General features: G+C 37.9%; 8 protein-coding genes, 1 tRNA gene and 2 pseudogenes. 9 read left to right on the top strand and 2 right to left on the bottom strand.

The annotated features are described in order from the left end of the window. Position 1: 1 nt before the first annotated feature. Positions 2-2,098 (top strand): DNA helicase IV, encoded by a 2,097-nt coding sequence (gene helD / locus Xind_RS08195; RefSeq protein WP_047678871.1) that lies wholly within the window; start codon positions 2-4, stop codon positions 2,096-2,098. Positions 2,099-2,130: 32 nt separating this feature from the next. Next, positions 2,131-2,214 (top strand): annotated as a pseudogene (locus Xind_RS21115) (CoA-binding protein); the annotation flags it as partial. A gap of 83 nt (positions 2,215-2,297) precedes the next feature. Here the strand turns inward: Xind_RS21115 and hspQ are convergent. Next, a complete protein-coding gene (hspQ, locus tag Xind_RS08190; RefSeq protein WP_176551317.1) occupies positions 2,298-2,618 on the bottom strand; it encodes a heat shock protein HspQ in 321 nt (106 codons plus the stop codon). A 297-nt stretch (positions 2,619-2,915) separates the two neighbouring features. Here hspQ and yccX point away from each other — a divergent pair, with 297 nt between their 5' ends. Continuing rightward, a complete protein-coding gene (gene yccX / locus Xind_RS08185) occupies positions 2,916-3,194 on the top strand; it encodes an acylphosphatase (RefSeq protein ID WP_187649828.1) in 279 nt (92 codons plus the stop codon). A 15-nt stretch (positions 3,195-3,209) separates the two neighbouring features. Here the strand turns inward: yccX and tusE are convergent, their stop codons facing one another. Beyond that, positions 3,210-3,539 (bottom strand): sulfurtransferase TusE, encoded by a 330-nt coding sequence (gene tusE / locus Xind_RS08180; RefSeq protein WP_047678867.1) that lies wholly within the window; start codon positions 3,537-3,539, stop codon positions 3,210-3,212. Positions 3,540-3,721: 182 nt separating this feature from the next. Between tusE and Xind_RS08175 the strand changes: the two genes are divergently transcribed. From Xind_RS08175 to Xind_RS21110, 6 genes and pseudogenes are all read left to right on the top strand, one after another. Continuing rightward, positions 3,722-3,809 (top strand) — tRNA-Ser (locus Xind_RS08175). A 194-nt stretch (positions 3,810-4,003) separates the two neighbouring features. Next, entirely contained in the window at positions 4,004-5,218 is a 1,215-nt protein-coding gene (locus Xind_RS08170; RefSeq protein WP_187649827.1) for a tyrosine-type recombinase/integrase, read from the top strand. Between the two features lie 100 nt (positions 5,219-5,318). Next, a complete protein-coding gene (locus tag Xind_RS08165) occupies positions 5,319-7,760 on the top strand; it encodes a DUF5906 domain-containing protein (RefSeq protein WP_420856066.1) in 2,442 nt (813 codons plus the stop codon). A 956-nt stretch (positions 7,761-8,716) separates the two neighbouring features. Next, on the top strand, positions 8,717-11,260 hold the full coding sequence (locus Xind_RS08160) for an AAA family ATPase (protein WP_187649826.1): 2,544 nt from the start codon (positions 8,717-8,719) through the stop codon (positions 11,258-11,260). A gap of 12 nt (positions 11,261-11,272) precedes the next feature. Further along, positions 11,273-13,114, top strand: coding sequence for a DUF2357 domain-containing protein (locus Xind_RS08155; RefSeq protein ID WP_187649825.1), 1,842 nt, complete (start codon positions 11,273-11,275; stop codon positions 13,112-13,114). A gap of 119 nt (positions 13,115-13,233) precedes the next feature. Beyond that, positions 13,234-13,358: pseudogene (locus tag Xind_RS21110) on the top strand (IS982 family transposase); the annotation flags it as partial. Positions 13,359-14,103: the final 745 nt, after the last annotated feature.

Raw genomic sequence — 14,103 nt, 5'->3', positions numbered from 1 at the left:
AATGGAACTAAAATCAACACAAATTGGTCAACGGCTTGCCCGGCATCCATATAATCGGGTGCGTTTGCTTAATGCTGGCGTTGAAGTCAGTGGTGACAAGCATCAGTACCTAATTCCATTTAATCAATTAATTGATGTTCAGTGTAAGCGAGGGATTGTCTGGGGGGAACTGGAATTTGAATTGCCTGGAGGAAAAGTTGTCCGTTTACATGGGACTGAATGGCAGCAAACACAGTATTTTTACCATTATTTACTGAAAAAATGGCAGGTATGGAGCCTCGAAATGAGTGATATCAGTGCTGAGGTACTGGCTGCCCAGGTAAATAAAATTGACAAAATCAGGCAACAGAACCGTTGGATTAAAGCAGCAGACTTATCTTTAGTACAGCAACAAATCCAGGAAACATTTCAATCCCTCCCTTTACCCTTACAAAGAGTTAAACAATTTGAGAATTGCTGTGATAACTATCAGATTTGCTTGGACTGGTTGAATGAAGGAGAGAAGAAATTAAAGCACATAAACCAACAGTGGATTGAGCGTATGTTGGAACAATATGGTGAATTTTTCCAGTCTGTAGAAAATTTGCCATTCGATTGTTCTCAATGCCGGGCTGTAGTTAACGGTGAAAAATCCATATTAGTTATGGGAAGTGCGGGGAGTGGGAAAACTGCTGTTTTAGTAGCGCGTGCTGGATGGTTATTGTTACGCCAACAGGCAATTCCTGAACAGATTTTATTTCTCTCTTGTGGGCGTCAATCGGCTGATGAGGTAAATAAACGTATTCAGTTACGTTTGGAAACAAAAGAGATAAAAGCGCAAACATTCCATGAGCTGGCACTCAATATTATTCAGCAAGCTGGTAATCATGCTGCCAAGATCAGCGAATTAGAAACTAATCCTCAGAAACGCCGTGATTTTCTCATTCGGGAATGGCAAAAGCAGTGTAATGAAAAGAAAGCGCAGGCAAAAGGTTGGCGGGAATGGTTGGAAGAGGAGTTGGGCTGGCAACTGCCGTATGGTGAGTACTGGCATGATAAACAAGTGCAGACTCGTTTATCCAGTCGTTTGGAACATTGGTTGGGGCTAATAAGAATGCACGGTGGCAGCCAAAAAGAGATGATTGAGCAAGCCTCATCTGAATATGCCGGCCTGTTTCAAAAACGTATCCGCCTTATGACCCCTTTATTGAAAGCCTGGAAATTAGCATTAAAAACAGAAGGAACGATGGATTGCTCTGGTCTGATCCGCCAGGCTGTGAATATTCTGGGAAAAGAGCGTTTCATTAGCCCGTGGAAACATATTTTGCTGGATGACTTTCAGAATATTTCTCCATTAAGCACCAGACTATTGGCAGCACTGAGAGTACAAAATAAACAAAGTCATCTATTTGCTGTTGCAGATGATTGGCAGAGAATTTATCAAATTAACGATACAAAACCGACTTTTTATTTTGCCGAAGAGGTTTTCGGTAAAAGTATTTCTGATGGAGGTATTTTTGACGAAATTACTGAATGTGTTTTGGATAACACTTATCGTTTTAATGATAGTATTGGTGAAATTGCCAATGGATTTATCCAGCAACATCTCTGTCACGTGAGCCATTCATTCAGCAATTTAACCCCTCGTAGTTTGATGAAAGAAAACAAAAAATCAGTTGTAATTTTGCCTGAAGAACAACTGGAAGCATTACTGGACAAAATGAGTGGTTATGTCACCAACGAAGAGACTATTTTGTTATTGGCTCGTTACCATTACCTTAAGCCTGAGTTATTGAAAAAAGCGTCTACCCGTTGGCCGAATTTGCATATTAAGTTCATGACTATCCATGAATCCCAGGGACAACAGGCAGATTACGCAATTATCTTAGGATTACGGCAAGGTAAAGATGGATTTCCTGCACCAGAAAAAGGTTCCGTATTACAACAGGTGCTATTGCCACAACCTGAAAAATTTTCTGATACAGAAGAGAATTACCTTTTGTATGTTGCACTGACAAGGGCAAAAAAACAGATATGGTTGATGCAGGAGCTGAAAAACCCATCGTTCTTTATTCATCAACTCTCTCAATTGGGTGTTTCGAGCCAGCGTAAACCTTAAGCCTTCGGGAGAGGAAGCTGTCTCTTTCCTTATTACTGGCAGAAAGCAAGGGATTAGACGTTGTTATGGATCGCTGCCCAAAAATTGAAATTCCCCGTTTAGGAGTGGAAAAATAAAGAAGGCGATGTTCGCTTCTGTTTCACCGCCTTTCCTTACCAGAATTGTTAAAATCTTTTTCAGTAAATAGAAGAGATTTGTATTAATTTCTTAACCTTGGTGCTAACAACTGGCTGCGGATAGACTCAGCTAACTCATCCAGAGAAGGATGCTCTGGGTGATCATCTGATATCTCGTAAGTCAATTGTGCCTCTGCCAAATAGGTGTGAACGGGTTGTCCATCATCACCTTCCATCACAACGTGATACCACGGAGCTGAACGTAAAGTCGCATTAGATGCAATATCATTTTCCTGCGGTTGTTCTAAAGAATATTCAGCATCAATATCTACAACAACACCCAAATAGCCTAGCAACTTATGCCTTACTTGCTGACCGATACCGAATTTGCTGGCGATCATCATAGTCACCTCCAGAGAAACCTTGCAATCACTCTTATATAAGGGCAGAAAGGTAAATTTCAAGCGCACACCCGGTAACCGGAATCTTGCATGCAGGATGGTATGTGATCACCGTCCCATAATTCAGGTTAGCTGTTGTGTATATAAAATACAATACTAAAAGTGATCTTAGTATGCCAAAGTTATTATACCCAATAGATTCCAAACTGTTATTCAAGGAAAAATCAACACACTTTCGGCAAAATACCCTATTAGGGAGCAGGAGATATTTCTTTGATTTTGCTTACGGGGGAAAAAAAGATGACTATTCAAAGTATCACTATTTATGTATATGGACGAGTACAGGGAGTTGGTTTTCGCTATCAAACATATCATTGGGCAAAGAAAAATAAGTTATTGGGGTATGTTCGCAATATGAATGACGGTAGTGTCAAAATAGTTGCTTGTGGTAATGAGGAGCAAATCAAAAAATTAATCCATTGGTTAGAGCAGGGAGGGCCTCCGGGTTCAAAGATTGAACATTTTCAATCACATTTTTGTGAAGTAGAAGAGATGGATAATTTCAGCATCCGTCATTGAAGACGGATGACTGATTCAGATACATTTTACTGGTTTTGGAAGACCGGCAATTTTAGTTGCTTGTTTTGCTGGTCCTTTAGGAAATAGACGATAAAGATAGCGACTATTTCCTTTTTCTTCGCCATACTTTTGTGAAATTGCTTTGACTAGCATTCGGATAGCAGGAGAAGTGTTGAACTCCTTATAAAATTCGCGCACAAAACGAACCACTTCCCAATGTTGTTCGGTCAAAGTGATATCTTCCTGTTCAGCAAGCAGTGGTGCCATAGTTTCTTTCCAGTCACTGCTGTTTTTCAGATAACCTTGTGCATCAGTTTCGATCTCACGACCTTCAAATACCAACATAACTTTTTAACCAATCTACAATGATGGCGACAATTTAGCAAAAATCACCTTTATTCCCAAGAAAGATCACTATAAATGCTGAATAAATGATCCAACAAACAGTGAGGTGAACAATTTAACGTCAATTGAACATATAAATACTTTACATTGTGAATAGTGATGTTTATAGTGCTCGGCATTGCGGAGGGGTGGCCGAGCGGCTGAAGGCAGCGGTCTTGAAAACCGCCGATGGGAAACCATCCGAGAGTTCGAATCTCTCCTCCTCCGCCATCTACACTTCTAGCAGCATCTCTTAAAGTCTACTTTTCCCAATAAAATCAAAGAAAATCCCCAAATAACACTCTAGTAACGTCTACTGACATCTATTGCAATGTACCCCAGTCAGGGGGTATATATAGGGGTAACTTTCTGTACCCCCTAAAAAAATACCCCCATTACTGTGAGGGGGCAAGGATGCTAGAAATATGAAACTAACAGCCCGGCAAGTTGAAACAGTAAAACCCCAAGATAAAGATTTTAAGCTATCGGATGGCGGTGGCTTGTATCTGTTGGTAAAGACAACTGGTTCTAAATACTGGCGACTGAAATACAGAATTGCAGGAAAAGAAAAATTACTCGCTATTGGTACTTTTCCGCTTATCACGTTGGCAGAGGCCAGAAGAAAACGTGATGAAGCCAAGAAACTGATAGCCGACGGTATTGATCCCAACCAAGATAAAAAACAAAAGAAACTGGCGGCTCAGGGCGAAATCAGTAACACCTTTGAAAGCATTGCGCGTGAATGGTACGAGGGAAGAAAAGACAGATGGTCTGTTGGTTATCGTGAAGATATGATGGACGCATTCGAAAAAGACGTTTTTCCTTATATTGGTCATCGCCCGATTGCTGAAATAAAACCCCTCGAATTATTAGACCTCCTTTCTATTATGGAAAAGAGAGGCGTCACCGATAAATTAAAGAAAGTTCGCCAACGTTGTGGTGAAGTTTGGACATATGCAATTATTACTGGCAGGGCAGAATATAATCCAGCTCCCGATTTAGCGAGTGCTTTTATCCCTCATCAACGCGAACATTACGCTCACCTTTCAGTAGATGAATTACCTGAATTTCTCCGTTCCATTGATAAATATATGGGAAGTCAGATAGTCAGAACGGCTTTGCGAATGCTTATATTAACCGGCGTTCGTCCGGGAGAACTTCGCAAAGCTGAATGGTCAGAAATTGATTTAGATAAGGCTGTTTGGACAATTCCAGCCGAAAAAATGAAAATGCGGCGTACTCATGTAGTGCCATTATCAGAGCAAGTTATCGATTTATTGAAGCAGATTCAGCCTATCAGCGGCAGTTATCAGTATGTTTTCCCAAGCCGGACAGATTACAGAAAGCATATATCTGATATGGCAATCAATACCATGATCCGCCGCATGGGATATTCAGGGCGGGCGACAGGTCACGGATTCCGGCACACCATGAGTACCATTCTGCACGATCAAGACTTCAACACTGCATGGGTTGAAAAACAGCTAGCTCACGTCGATAAAAACAGCATCCGAGGCACTTACAACCACGCTCAATATCTGGATGGTCGCCGGGAAATGCTGCAATGGTACGCGGATTATATGGAGATGCTGGAACGAGGAGAAAACGTGCTGATCGGAAAATTTGGCAAAAGGGCGTAGAGATAGAGATTTTTTAAGAAAAGTAACATAAAAAGCAACGCCTCAGTGTGCTGTAACACATCTGAGGCGTCTAACCAAATCGTTAAACGAGGTAACGATGATGGCTGACATACAGCATAACCAAACTCACCCCAAATTTACATCTTCAGATAAAACAGACGAACAAAAACCACTCGATTTTATCCAGTCTGTGAAAAAATCCGCCATGTATCACTGGGAAAATCTGCTGCCAGCATGTGGTATTGATATTCCCGGCAAGGGAAAACATGGCGCTTGCCCTGTATGCGGTGGTAATGACCGTTTCCACTTTATCGACGATCACCATCATGGCAACTGGCATTGCCGCCAGTGTGATGCTCCGAACTATGGTGATGGACTGGATTTAGTAGCAAAAACTAACCGGATCTCGATTTTTGAGGCTGCAAAAGTTGTTGCGGATGCGCTGGTATTGCCTTTGCCAGAATCCAAATCAGCCAAAACGCTGACTAGGAACGCTAAGCCAATTGCTGAACGTATCGCGACACTGGTTGCCACTGCTGTTGCGGGGGAATCTCAATATCTGATGAAAAAGGGATTGCAATACTCCAATCAGAGATTGTTAAAAGACGGTTCTTTATTGCTGGTAACTCAGACACTGGATGGCGCAATTACTGGCGCACATACCATCAAGCCAAATGGTGAAAAACGACTTGTTGCAGGTACACAGAAAAAAGGCAGTTTTATTCTGGTAACTGAGATTACCGGGACGGTGGACACAATCATCATTACCGGAGGTTATGCTACAGCTTTAACAGTCAGTCAATTACATAAAGGCGTGGTACTGGCAGCGATTGATGAAAGTAACCTATTGAATGTTGCCGAGCAGGTTAGAGAGCAGTATCCAAACTCCAGAATCATAATTGCCGCTGATAACGACTGGCACGAACCGGAAGAACGAGACAAAAACGGCAGGCTGAAAAAGAATATCGGCAAGGTTGCAGCAGAGAAAACCGCCATAGCGATCAACGGATGGGTAACGTTACCGCCTACAGAGTATAAAGCTGATTGGGACGATTATCGCCAACAATACAGTATAGAAATAGCAAAACAAGCCTTTGCTCAGGGGCTTTATCAACCGACATCAATCAAGAAAAAAGCAGCTATTCAGTTTAATAGTGATACCGAGCCTGCAAAATTGACACTATGTCAGATGGGAGCCAGCCAGCGTGGGGAAGTATTACTGGCACGTTATAACGGTGATCTGGCACTGGATGGTGCTTCGGAAACCGTTCACCACTATGACGATATTATCTGGCGTCCGGTCAGTGATCGTGATTTAAGGCGGGAAATGGTGGCTGCTTTTATGGAAGAGAAACTACCGTATTCACCACATGGTATTAGTTCAGCCGTAGATGCCCTGAAATTACAACTTCCCATGATGCAGCCACCAGAACGCCACTTAATCGGGTTTAGTAATGGCGTATTTGATCTGAAAGTCTGCCAGTTTCGGCCTCACCGTAAAAATGATTGGTTATTGCTTGCCAATGACACTGAATTCAATTCCCCTGTTTCGAGGGAAACCCTGCTAGATCATGCGCCACAATTCTGGCGCTGGCTCAATCAGTCAACAGCTAACTGTGAAAACAAAGCATATAGAGTGCTGGCAGCGCTGTTTATGGTGTTGGCGAACCGTTATGACTGGCAACTCTTTCTGGAAGTCACCGGAGCCGGAGGCAGTGGCAAAAGCATCTTTGCCGAAATTTGTTCCATGCTGGCAGGTAAAGGCAATACCGTTTCCGCAAGTATGGCAGCACTAGAAAATCCACGGGAACGGGCGTTGATTGTTGGCTATTCGTTGATCATCCTGCCAGACCAAACTCGCTATGTGGGTGATGGTTCCGGCATCAAGGCGATTACTGGCGGCGATGAAGTTGCTATCGATCCAAAGCATAAACAACCTTATTCAACCCGTATCCCTGCGGTAGTGCTGGCAGTGAACAATAATGCCATGAGTTTCAGTGATCGCAGTGGTGGTGTATCTCGGCGTCGAGTGATTTTCAACTTTTCCGAGGTTGTACCGGAAAATGAACGTGACCTACTCCTGCGAGATAAAATAGCAGCAGAATTGCCCGTTATTATCCGGCATTTGCTGCATCGATTTGCTGATCCACAAACAGCAAGGCGTTTACTGGCAGAACAGCAGAAATCTGCGGAGGCGCTGGATATCAAACGCGGCACAGATCCACTGGTCGATTTTTGCGGTTATCTTATTGCTTCCCATGAAGCTGACGGTTTGTTAATCGGCAATGCGGAAATTATGCCGTTCAATCCCCGTAAGTACCTCTATCACGCCTACCTTGCTTATATGAAAGGCAATAACCTGAATAAACCTGTTTCCGTGACTCGTTTCGGAATGGATATGCCGGGCGCATTGGCAGAATATAGCCAGCAATATTTACGCAAGAAAAGCAAACAGGGCATTCGTAGCAATCTGAGCCTGAATCTTGATACTGCTATCGAATGGATGCCGAAACTGACAAGGAATAGCCAGCCAGAAGAATAATTTTTTCTGATTACCACCACTTTTCAAATAAATATAAAAAGTGTTCACCACTGTTCACCCTATAATTTAAACCAAATATATCAAAGTATTATAGGGTGAATAGTTATTTTTAAACTGTTCACAACTATTCATCACTGTTCACCTTTTTTCTGGTTGGAGGTGAACGGTTGGGTGAAGAGTAGCGAATAGTTTAATTTCAACTCATCACCCTTTAAGGTTATGAATTTAAATGGAATTATTCAAAGGTGAATAGGGTGAACAGTTTTATCCATAATTCTTTAATAGGGAGGGGGAGGTAAAAATGTTTTCTCTGGCAGGTGTTTTTTCAGCTCTCCGAGTTATTGGGTTAATGTATTAGCCCGGTAACTCGGAGAAGACAAGCGTAGCGCGTCAGCATGGGGTTGAACTATTACATCGAAATTATTGGGAATTACCTTTAGCCTGATTCTGGATAAAAACGCGCTAGTTGTACCAATGTGATTACCAAATAAGACTCTAGCTGGCACTATTGGTGATCTAAATGAAACCTAACCAGATAGGACTTTGTGCCAGCTATAATCATTCATACCCTGCGAGTTACACTGAGCGAAGATTACTGGGGGTTGATCACTATCGATAGTAAGAGGGACTTTTTGAGCCTCCTTATTATCAGTTAATTTTTTATATCCTTTTACAGCTTAGGTAAAGTTAAGAGTGTCCGTTTTGGTGGGGGCAAATACATTTACAAAATTGGGGTAACTTAATACTATTATAAGAGTTTTTGCACAGTAAGAGAGTGAGTGTTTTTTAAACTTAATTTGTATGCAATGTAATCCAATTTCAAGCAATAAATGAACAGCTTGGTTTTGTTTATATGTTGACTGGTTCTTCATTTAATCAGATTGTTTAAAATTCATCCTTTTAAGCTCTCGCCCTGAATTTCTGCAAAATATTATTAAATCATAACGGAGGTATTAATGGATAACCGGTTACTTGTTATAAAAGATGAAAATCATTCAGCAAATCCAGATATGGGGTTAGTAATTCCATTATCACATTATAATCTAGATGGAAGTTTGGCGGATATACAATCCAGTGAGTTTCCAAATGGTGCTATTTTTGTCTCTAAAAATTTTATGAGTATTAATCAGTCTTTTAAAAGTGATGAAATATTCATCATTAATGAATATTTTGAAAGTGACGATGATGATTGGAAAAGAAATCCAAGATTACAAAAACACTATACTTTAGGGAATAAGAGTGAGCGTTTAGAGAGGCATTTGTTTATCCCTATTTTGAATATTGATCTTCCAGACATTGCAACAGGGTTTATAGACTATCCATTTGACTTACCAAATAATTATTTTTTTATTGGAGATAAGGAAAATATTTATGGCCCATTTAAGGCAACTAAGCAGGATGATAGTTGGTTGCTTTCACCTTTAACAACGCCATCACCCTTGCAGCTTAATACTGATTACATTGCTAAAATTCCGCTTTCAGAACTGAAGAAATATAATCGATTGGTTACAATTAAAGTAAAAGGTTCTGAAAAGTCCTTTTTAAGAAACTTGAAGGATATTTCAGCAATTTCTTTTGAGCAGATTGATTATATATCTGACGTGAGACTTATCTCATATTTTACTAAAAATAATTTTGGTAAAGGGAAAAGTTATCTTTTAGGAAAAAGTGAAGCTCAGAGGCTTTCACAAGGCATTGAAGAATATGTTAAAAAAAATAAGGCATTAAGTAATAATGAGAGACTCGAACGCCTTAAAAATCTATTATCTGATTTTTTAGATAAAAGTGACTATGGTCATGATATTATAAGCGAATATTTAACAGATAATAGAGAAGGTAGTATTTATCTAAATAATTATTTTGAAAAAAATAGAGATCTATTATTAAAAGAAAAAAATGCAGAATTAGAAAAGAATTTTGTTAATAAAAAAAATGAACTTAATACTGAAATTAAAGAGATAGAAAAGCTGGTTTTTTCAAAAAAAGAAGAACTAGCACATGTGAATCAGAGGGTTGAGTTTGAAAAGAAAAAAGCAAAAGAAAGAATTGAGGAAATTAAAAAACAGTCAGATGAAGATGCGCACCAAGCTCTTCTTGAAAAGCAAAAGGAATTGACTGAAGAAAATTTAAAATTAGAAAAGAGTATCAATGAGCATAAGAAAACTATTGATACATTTTTATCTTCGCATGAAAGTATAAAAGAGTTTAATTCTTTAAATAAAGAGTTAGATTATTTAAAGCGTCGTAAGCAAGAAATGGAAACTGAAAACCGTGTGATTGAAAATGCTTTTATAACTCAAAAGGCAATGTTGGAATCACCTCAGTTACCAGATAAATTAGCAGAAATAAGCACGTTAACTACAATTTTACGTGGCGATAAGAAAAAAAATGATATAGCCCCTATTATTATTAATGACATTCAAAAATCGAATATTTCATTTGAGAAAGATAATAGAAGTGATTATATTAATTATCTTATTCAATGTTTTGATACTGATGGTGGAAGAACATTCTCATTTGATGAAATGGCAAATTTGGTGATATGTACATCACAATCACTTATGACTATTTTAGCTGGCCCTCCTGGAACAGGTAAAACATCTACTGCTATACGTTTGGCAAAACACTTCAAATTAACAGATGATGACTTCAGATTTAATGGAACTAATTTTTTAAATATTGCAGTAGGAAGAGCTTGGGTATCCGGACGAGATATTTTAGGCTTTTATAATTCTCTCAAGGACACTTACCAGCCAGCTAGAACTGGATTATATGATTTTCTAAAAAATGAGAAAAATAATGATTTTTTAAAACTTATTCTTTTAGATGAAGCTAACTTATCCAGTATAGAACATTATTGGTCAGATTTCTTGGGTATGTGTGATCCTGAGGGGATAAATAGAATGATCGATACAGGTATTCCTAATAACAATGAACGCCATGTTAATATAGGTAAAAATATACGGTTTATTGCAACTATAAATAATGACTCTACAACAGAGAGGCTATCTCCTAGATTAATTGATAGGGTACCTGTGATAACGATGGATCATAATTTTAATTTTAGTGGGATACCATCACAATTTAACAATTATGATGGAGCTGTGGATTTTTCAAAATTAGATGAATGCTTCAATATTTCATCTGTAGATGCTTCTTTTACACAAGAGGAGCAAAATATTTTAAATAATATTATTGAAACACTTGCTGTACCACTTAAAAGAACTACTTCAATAAGAGTAAGTCAGCGAAAAATTAATGCAATGAAACGTTATTGCCATATCGCAAATGAAATTGAAGAAATGCGTACACCTCCTTTAGATTATGCGGTTAGCCAGCATGTTTTACCATTAATTGAAGGATATGGAAGTGCTTTTAAAGATAGATTAGTTGATTTAGAACAGAAGCTAAGTGAGTATGATTTTACTATTTCTAAAACTGCTTTAAATAATATAATAAATCATGGTGATATTTTTGGTGATTCTTATTCATTTTTCTAAGTGGTGATGGCTATGTTGGAGTTTCAAATTTTAAATGGATCTCGGAAAGGGAGCACTATAGTGCTCCATTCGAGGGATCATGCACAGCATGCTATGCCTTATCTACTTGAAGACGAAGCGGTTATTATTAATTTTAAAAGCAATATTGATTACTCACAAGTATCTTTACTTTTGCATGAAAATGAAGTTGAGTTCACTCAGTGTGAGTATGATTCAAAAAGTAATGCATGGATCTACTCTTGGATACCTAAAAGATTAGGAGGACGAATTTATGAAAGTTTTTTCCATAATTATTTTGGTGTTGCAGAACTGTATCTTATTTTATCAACTGGTGAGCAGCCGGAATATATTGAGTTAGAAAATCTTGATGTTTTGGCAAAAAAGATTAATGCAGAGCGTGTTGAACAAATGTTATCATTTTTGTCTAAGCATAATAATGAGGCGTTATGTGCATTTTTTAGAGTGACCCGCCGTAATGCTGGCTACAAAGATGGTGACACCCCAGCCGATATTTTTCTAGAGTGGATAGAGCAGAATACTAATATACTGCTTAAACTTATTGATGATATTCTTGCAGAACCTGTTAAAAAATTAATATCAACTTATAAACTAATTACCCCAACATTAAGTTCTAATATAGATGATCGAACGTTAGGATGGTTATGTGATAATGTTGAAGAGCTTTTTGAAACTGAAGATGAAGCAGGAGCAATTATTAATTTTAATGGTGATTATTTTGGTAGCAAAAAAATTAGGGAAAATGTACTTGTCAATGATACAGATATTTATGAGAATCAAGTAATACATGGATTTGTCCATACTTTAAAAATGTCAGTTTCAAGTTTACTTGCAGGATATGATTCTGACTCAATTACTAAAGAAAGTCGCACTGAGACTAATGGTTACATTAGTTTTTTTAGTCAACTTAAAAAGTTCCAGAGACAAATAAACCAGAGGAAAATAATAAAATGTAATGACATTCTATTTTTATTAAATAGAATACAAAATAAAATGCAAAAAGTAATACCAGTGAAAAGAAGAATTGTTGGTCTTCCATCATTAACAATGAAAGTTAAATATAATCGTGCTTATCTTTCTCTTTTTAATAAAATAATCAGTTGGTATAGATTTGGTAGCCCTGATTGGAGCAAACAAGAGGAACTTCTATCTATCAAAAGCATTCCTAAATTATTTGAATATTACTGTTTGTTTTATCTAAAAGAACAATTAGATAACAATTTAAAAATGCAACCTATATTAGAAAGTGAAGATGGAAAATTAGATTTTTCTTATCAAGTTAGAGAGGCTGAGATTTCATTGCAATATGAACCTAAATATTGGATGTCTAAAAATAAAAATTCTGAGGCAGCTGATTTAGTTAATACTGAGGGATGGACGTTATATAATGATTCATTGCGCATAAGAAATCATCATAAAATATTTTCCTATCGTTCTCCTGATTTTGTTTTTAGAGTAAGAAAAGGAAACTGCATATTCCATTATATTTTAGATGCAAAATATACTACTCCTAAAAAAGCATTTTCACATTATTTGCCAGAATTAACATTGAAATATGTTCATGGATTACATTCAAGAGATGGCGAAAGTACTTTATTAGGTTTGACATTAATTATTCCACATGAAGAATCGAAAGTTAACCATTTTCACGGAGATGACTTTAATATAATTTCATCTAAACCGGTAATTCCTGCATTGAATATTGCTTTAGTGACGCCGGGAAATGAATTTTCAGGGAACGATGATTTTGAAATAGTTGTAGATAAGATTTTGAGTTTGATGTTAAAAAATGAGAATGGAGCTGAAAGCAGAAATCAATATTTAAGGTTGGCTTAGATTTAAATTGCGTTTTAATGAATTTTTAATAAAAACGCCCACTGTTTTAAATAAGGGCGTTTAGTTGTCTAAATTTTATTTAGATAGTTTGGGGACTTGGATTCACATATTAAGTGCAACACCGTAATTTTAAAGTTTTTTACTTGGAGTACTTTGGAGATATCACAATCATAATTTCTTCACCTTGTTCAGCTATACTCGTTTCATCAGTATCGTCTCTTCCGTTTTAGTGCCACTGTGTAGTTAGCTGAATCCTTATCTAAAATTCAAGCTAAAAATAGATTGTCGATATAACTCAACTAGTTGCACCAACACACAATGGGGCTTAAATGAGTTAAAGTAAACTGTCAAAATTAGTCATTTTATGAAATTATCTTTGACAGATTAAATTCTAATTAATCCATAACATAAGTTGTTGACCCTACTCACCACAGCCGCTAATATTTCACTTACACTAATGATCCATCGCCTGTCAGGATCGCCTTCGGGTGGCGAAATAAAACTCTCGTAGCCTGAAAGAGAGAGCAAGAATTGCGGTAAATCTGCACACCTTTGGAAGCAGATATTGTCAAGACACCTAAACCCTCGTCTGGCAATGAAGGTCTCTTAAACTAATAGATAATTCAAAAGGATATCTTTATCTGGTTACCGAAGTGTATTGAACGTGAGTTCATACACTGGCGTTTCAAATCAACATAAATCCTATTTATCTTCAATGAACAACAGGATAGCTTTTGCGTATCTGTTCATACTTTTATCTATCCCTGTTTGAATTATTCAACAGTAAATTTTTCTACAGCTAATCCATCAACATGACTACCGTTTTGATATTTAACCTTACGGCATTTTGCTGTGCCTAATAGCACTTCAACGTTTGCACAATTTTTGCTAACTGTTTACAGAACTCAAGGCGTCACTTTTTGCGGATTTATCGCTGAAAGTGACGCCGCAGTCAAAGGGCAACACACCCCTGATAGGCTCTGGCCTGA

It is taken from the genome of Xenorhabdus indica (assembly GCF_014467235.1).
GTDB classification, from domain to species: Bacteria; Pseudomonadota; Gammaproteobacteria; order Enterobacterales; family Enterobacteriaceae; genus Xenorhabdus; species Xenorhabdus indica.
Note: the sequence above shows the minus strand (reverse complement) of the source record. Positions and strands in the feature narration are given on the sequence as shown.

Coding starts and splice junctions, on each gene's coding strand:
- Xind_RS08170 (WP_187649827.1), top strand. CDS start 4,004: ATGAAACTAACAGCCCGGCAAGTTGAAACAGTAAAACCCCAAGATAAA.
- Xind_RS08155 (WP_187649825.1), top strand. CDS start 11,273: ATGTTGGAGTTTCAAATTTTAAATGGATCTCGGAAAGGGAGCACTATA.
- helD (WP_047678871.1), top strand. CDS start 2: ATGGAACTAAAATCAACACAAATTGGTCAACGGCTTGCCCGGCATCCA.
- Xind_RS08160 (WP_187649826.1), top strand. CDS start 8,717: ATGGATAACCGGTTACTTGTTATAAAAGATGAAAATCATTCAGCAAAT.
- hspQ (WP_176551317.1), bottom strand. CDS start 2,618: ATGATGATCGCCAGCAAATTCGGTATCGGTCAGCAAGTAAGGCATAAG.
- tusE (WP_047678867.1), bottom strand. CDS start 3,539: ATGTTGGTATTTGAAGGTCGTGAGATCGAAACTGATGCACAAGGTTAT.
- yccX (WP_187649828.1), top strand. CDS start 2,916: ATGACTATTCAAAGTATCACTATTTATGTATATGGACGAGTACAGGGA.
- Xind_RS08165 (WP_420856066.1), top strand. CDS start 5,319: ATGGCTGACATACAGCATAACCAAACTCACCCCAAATTTACATCTTCA.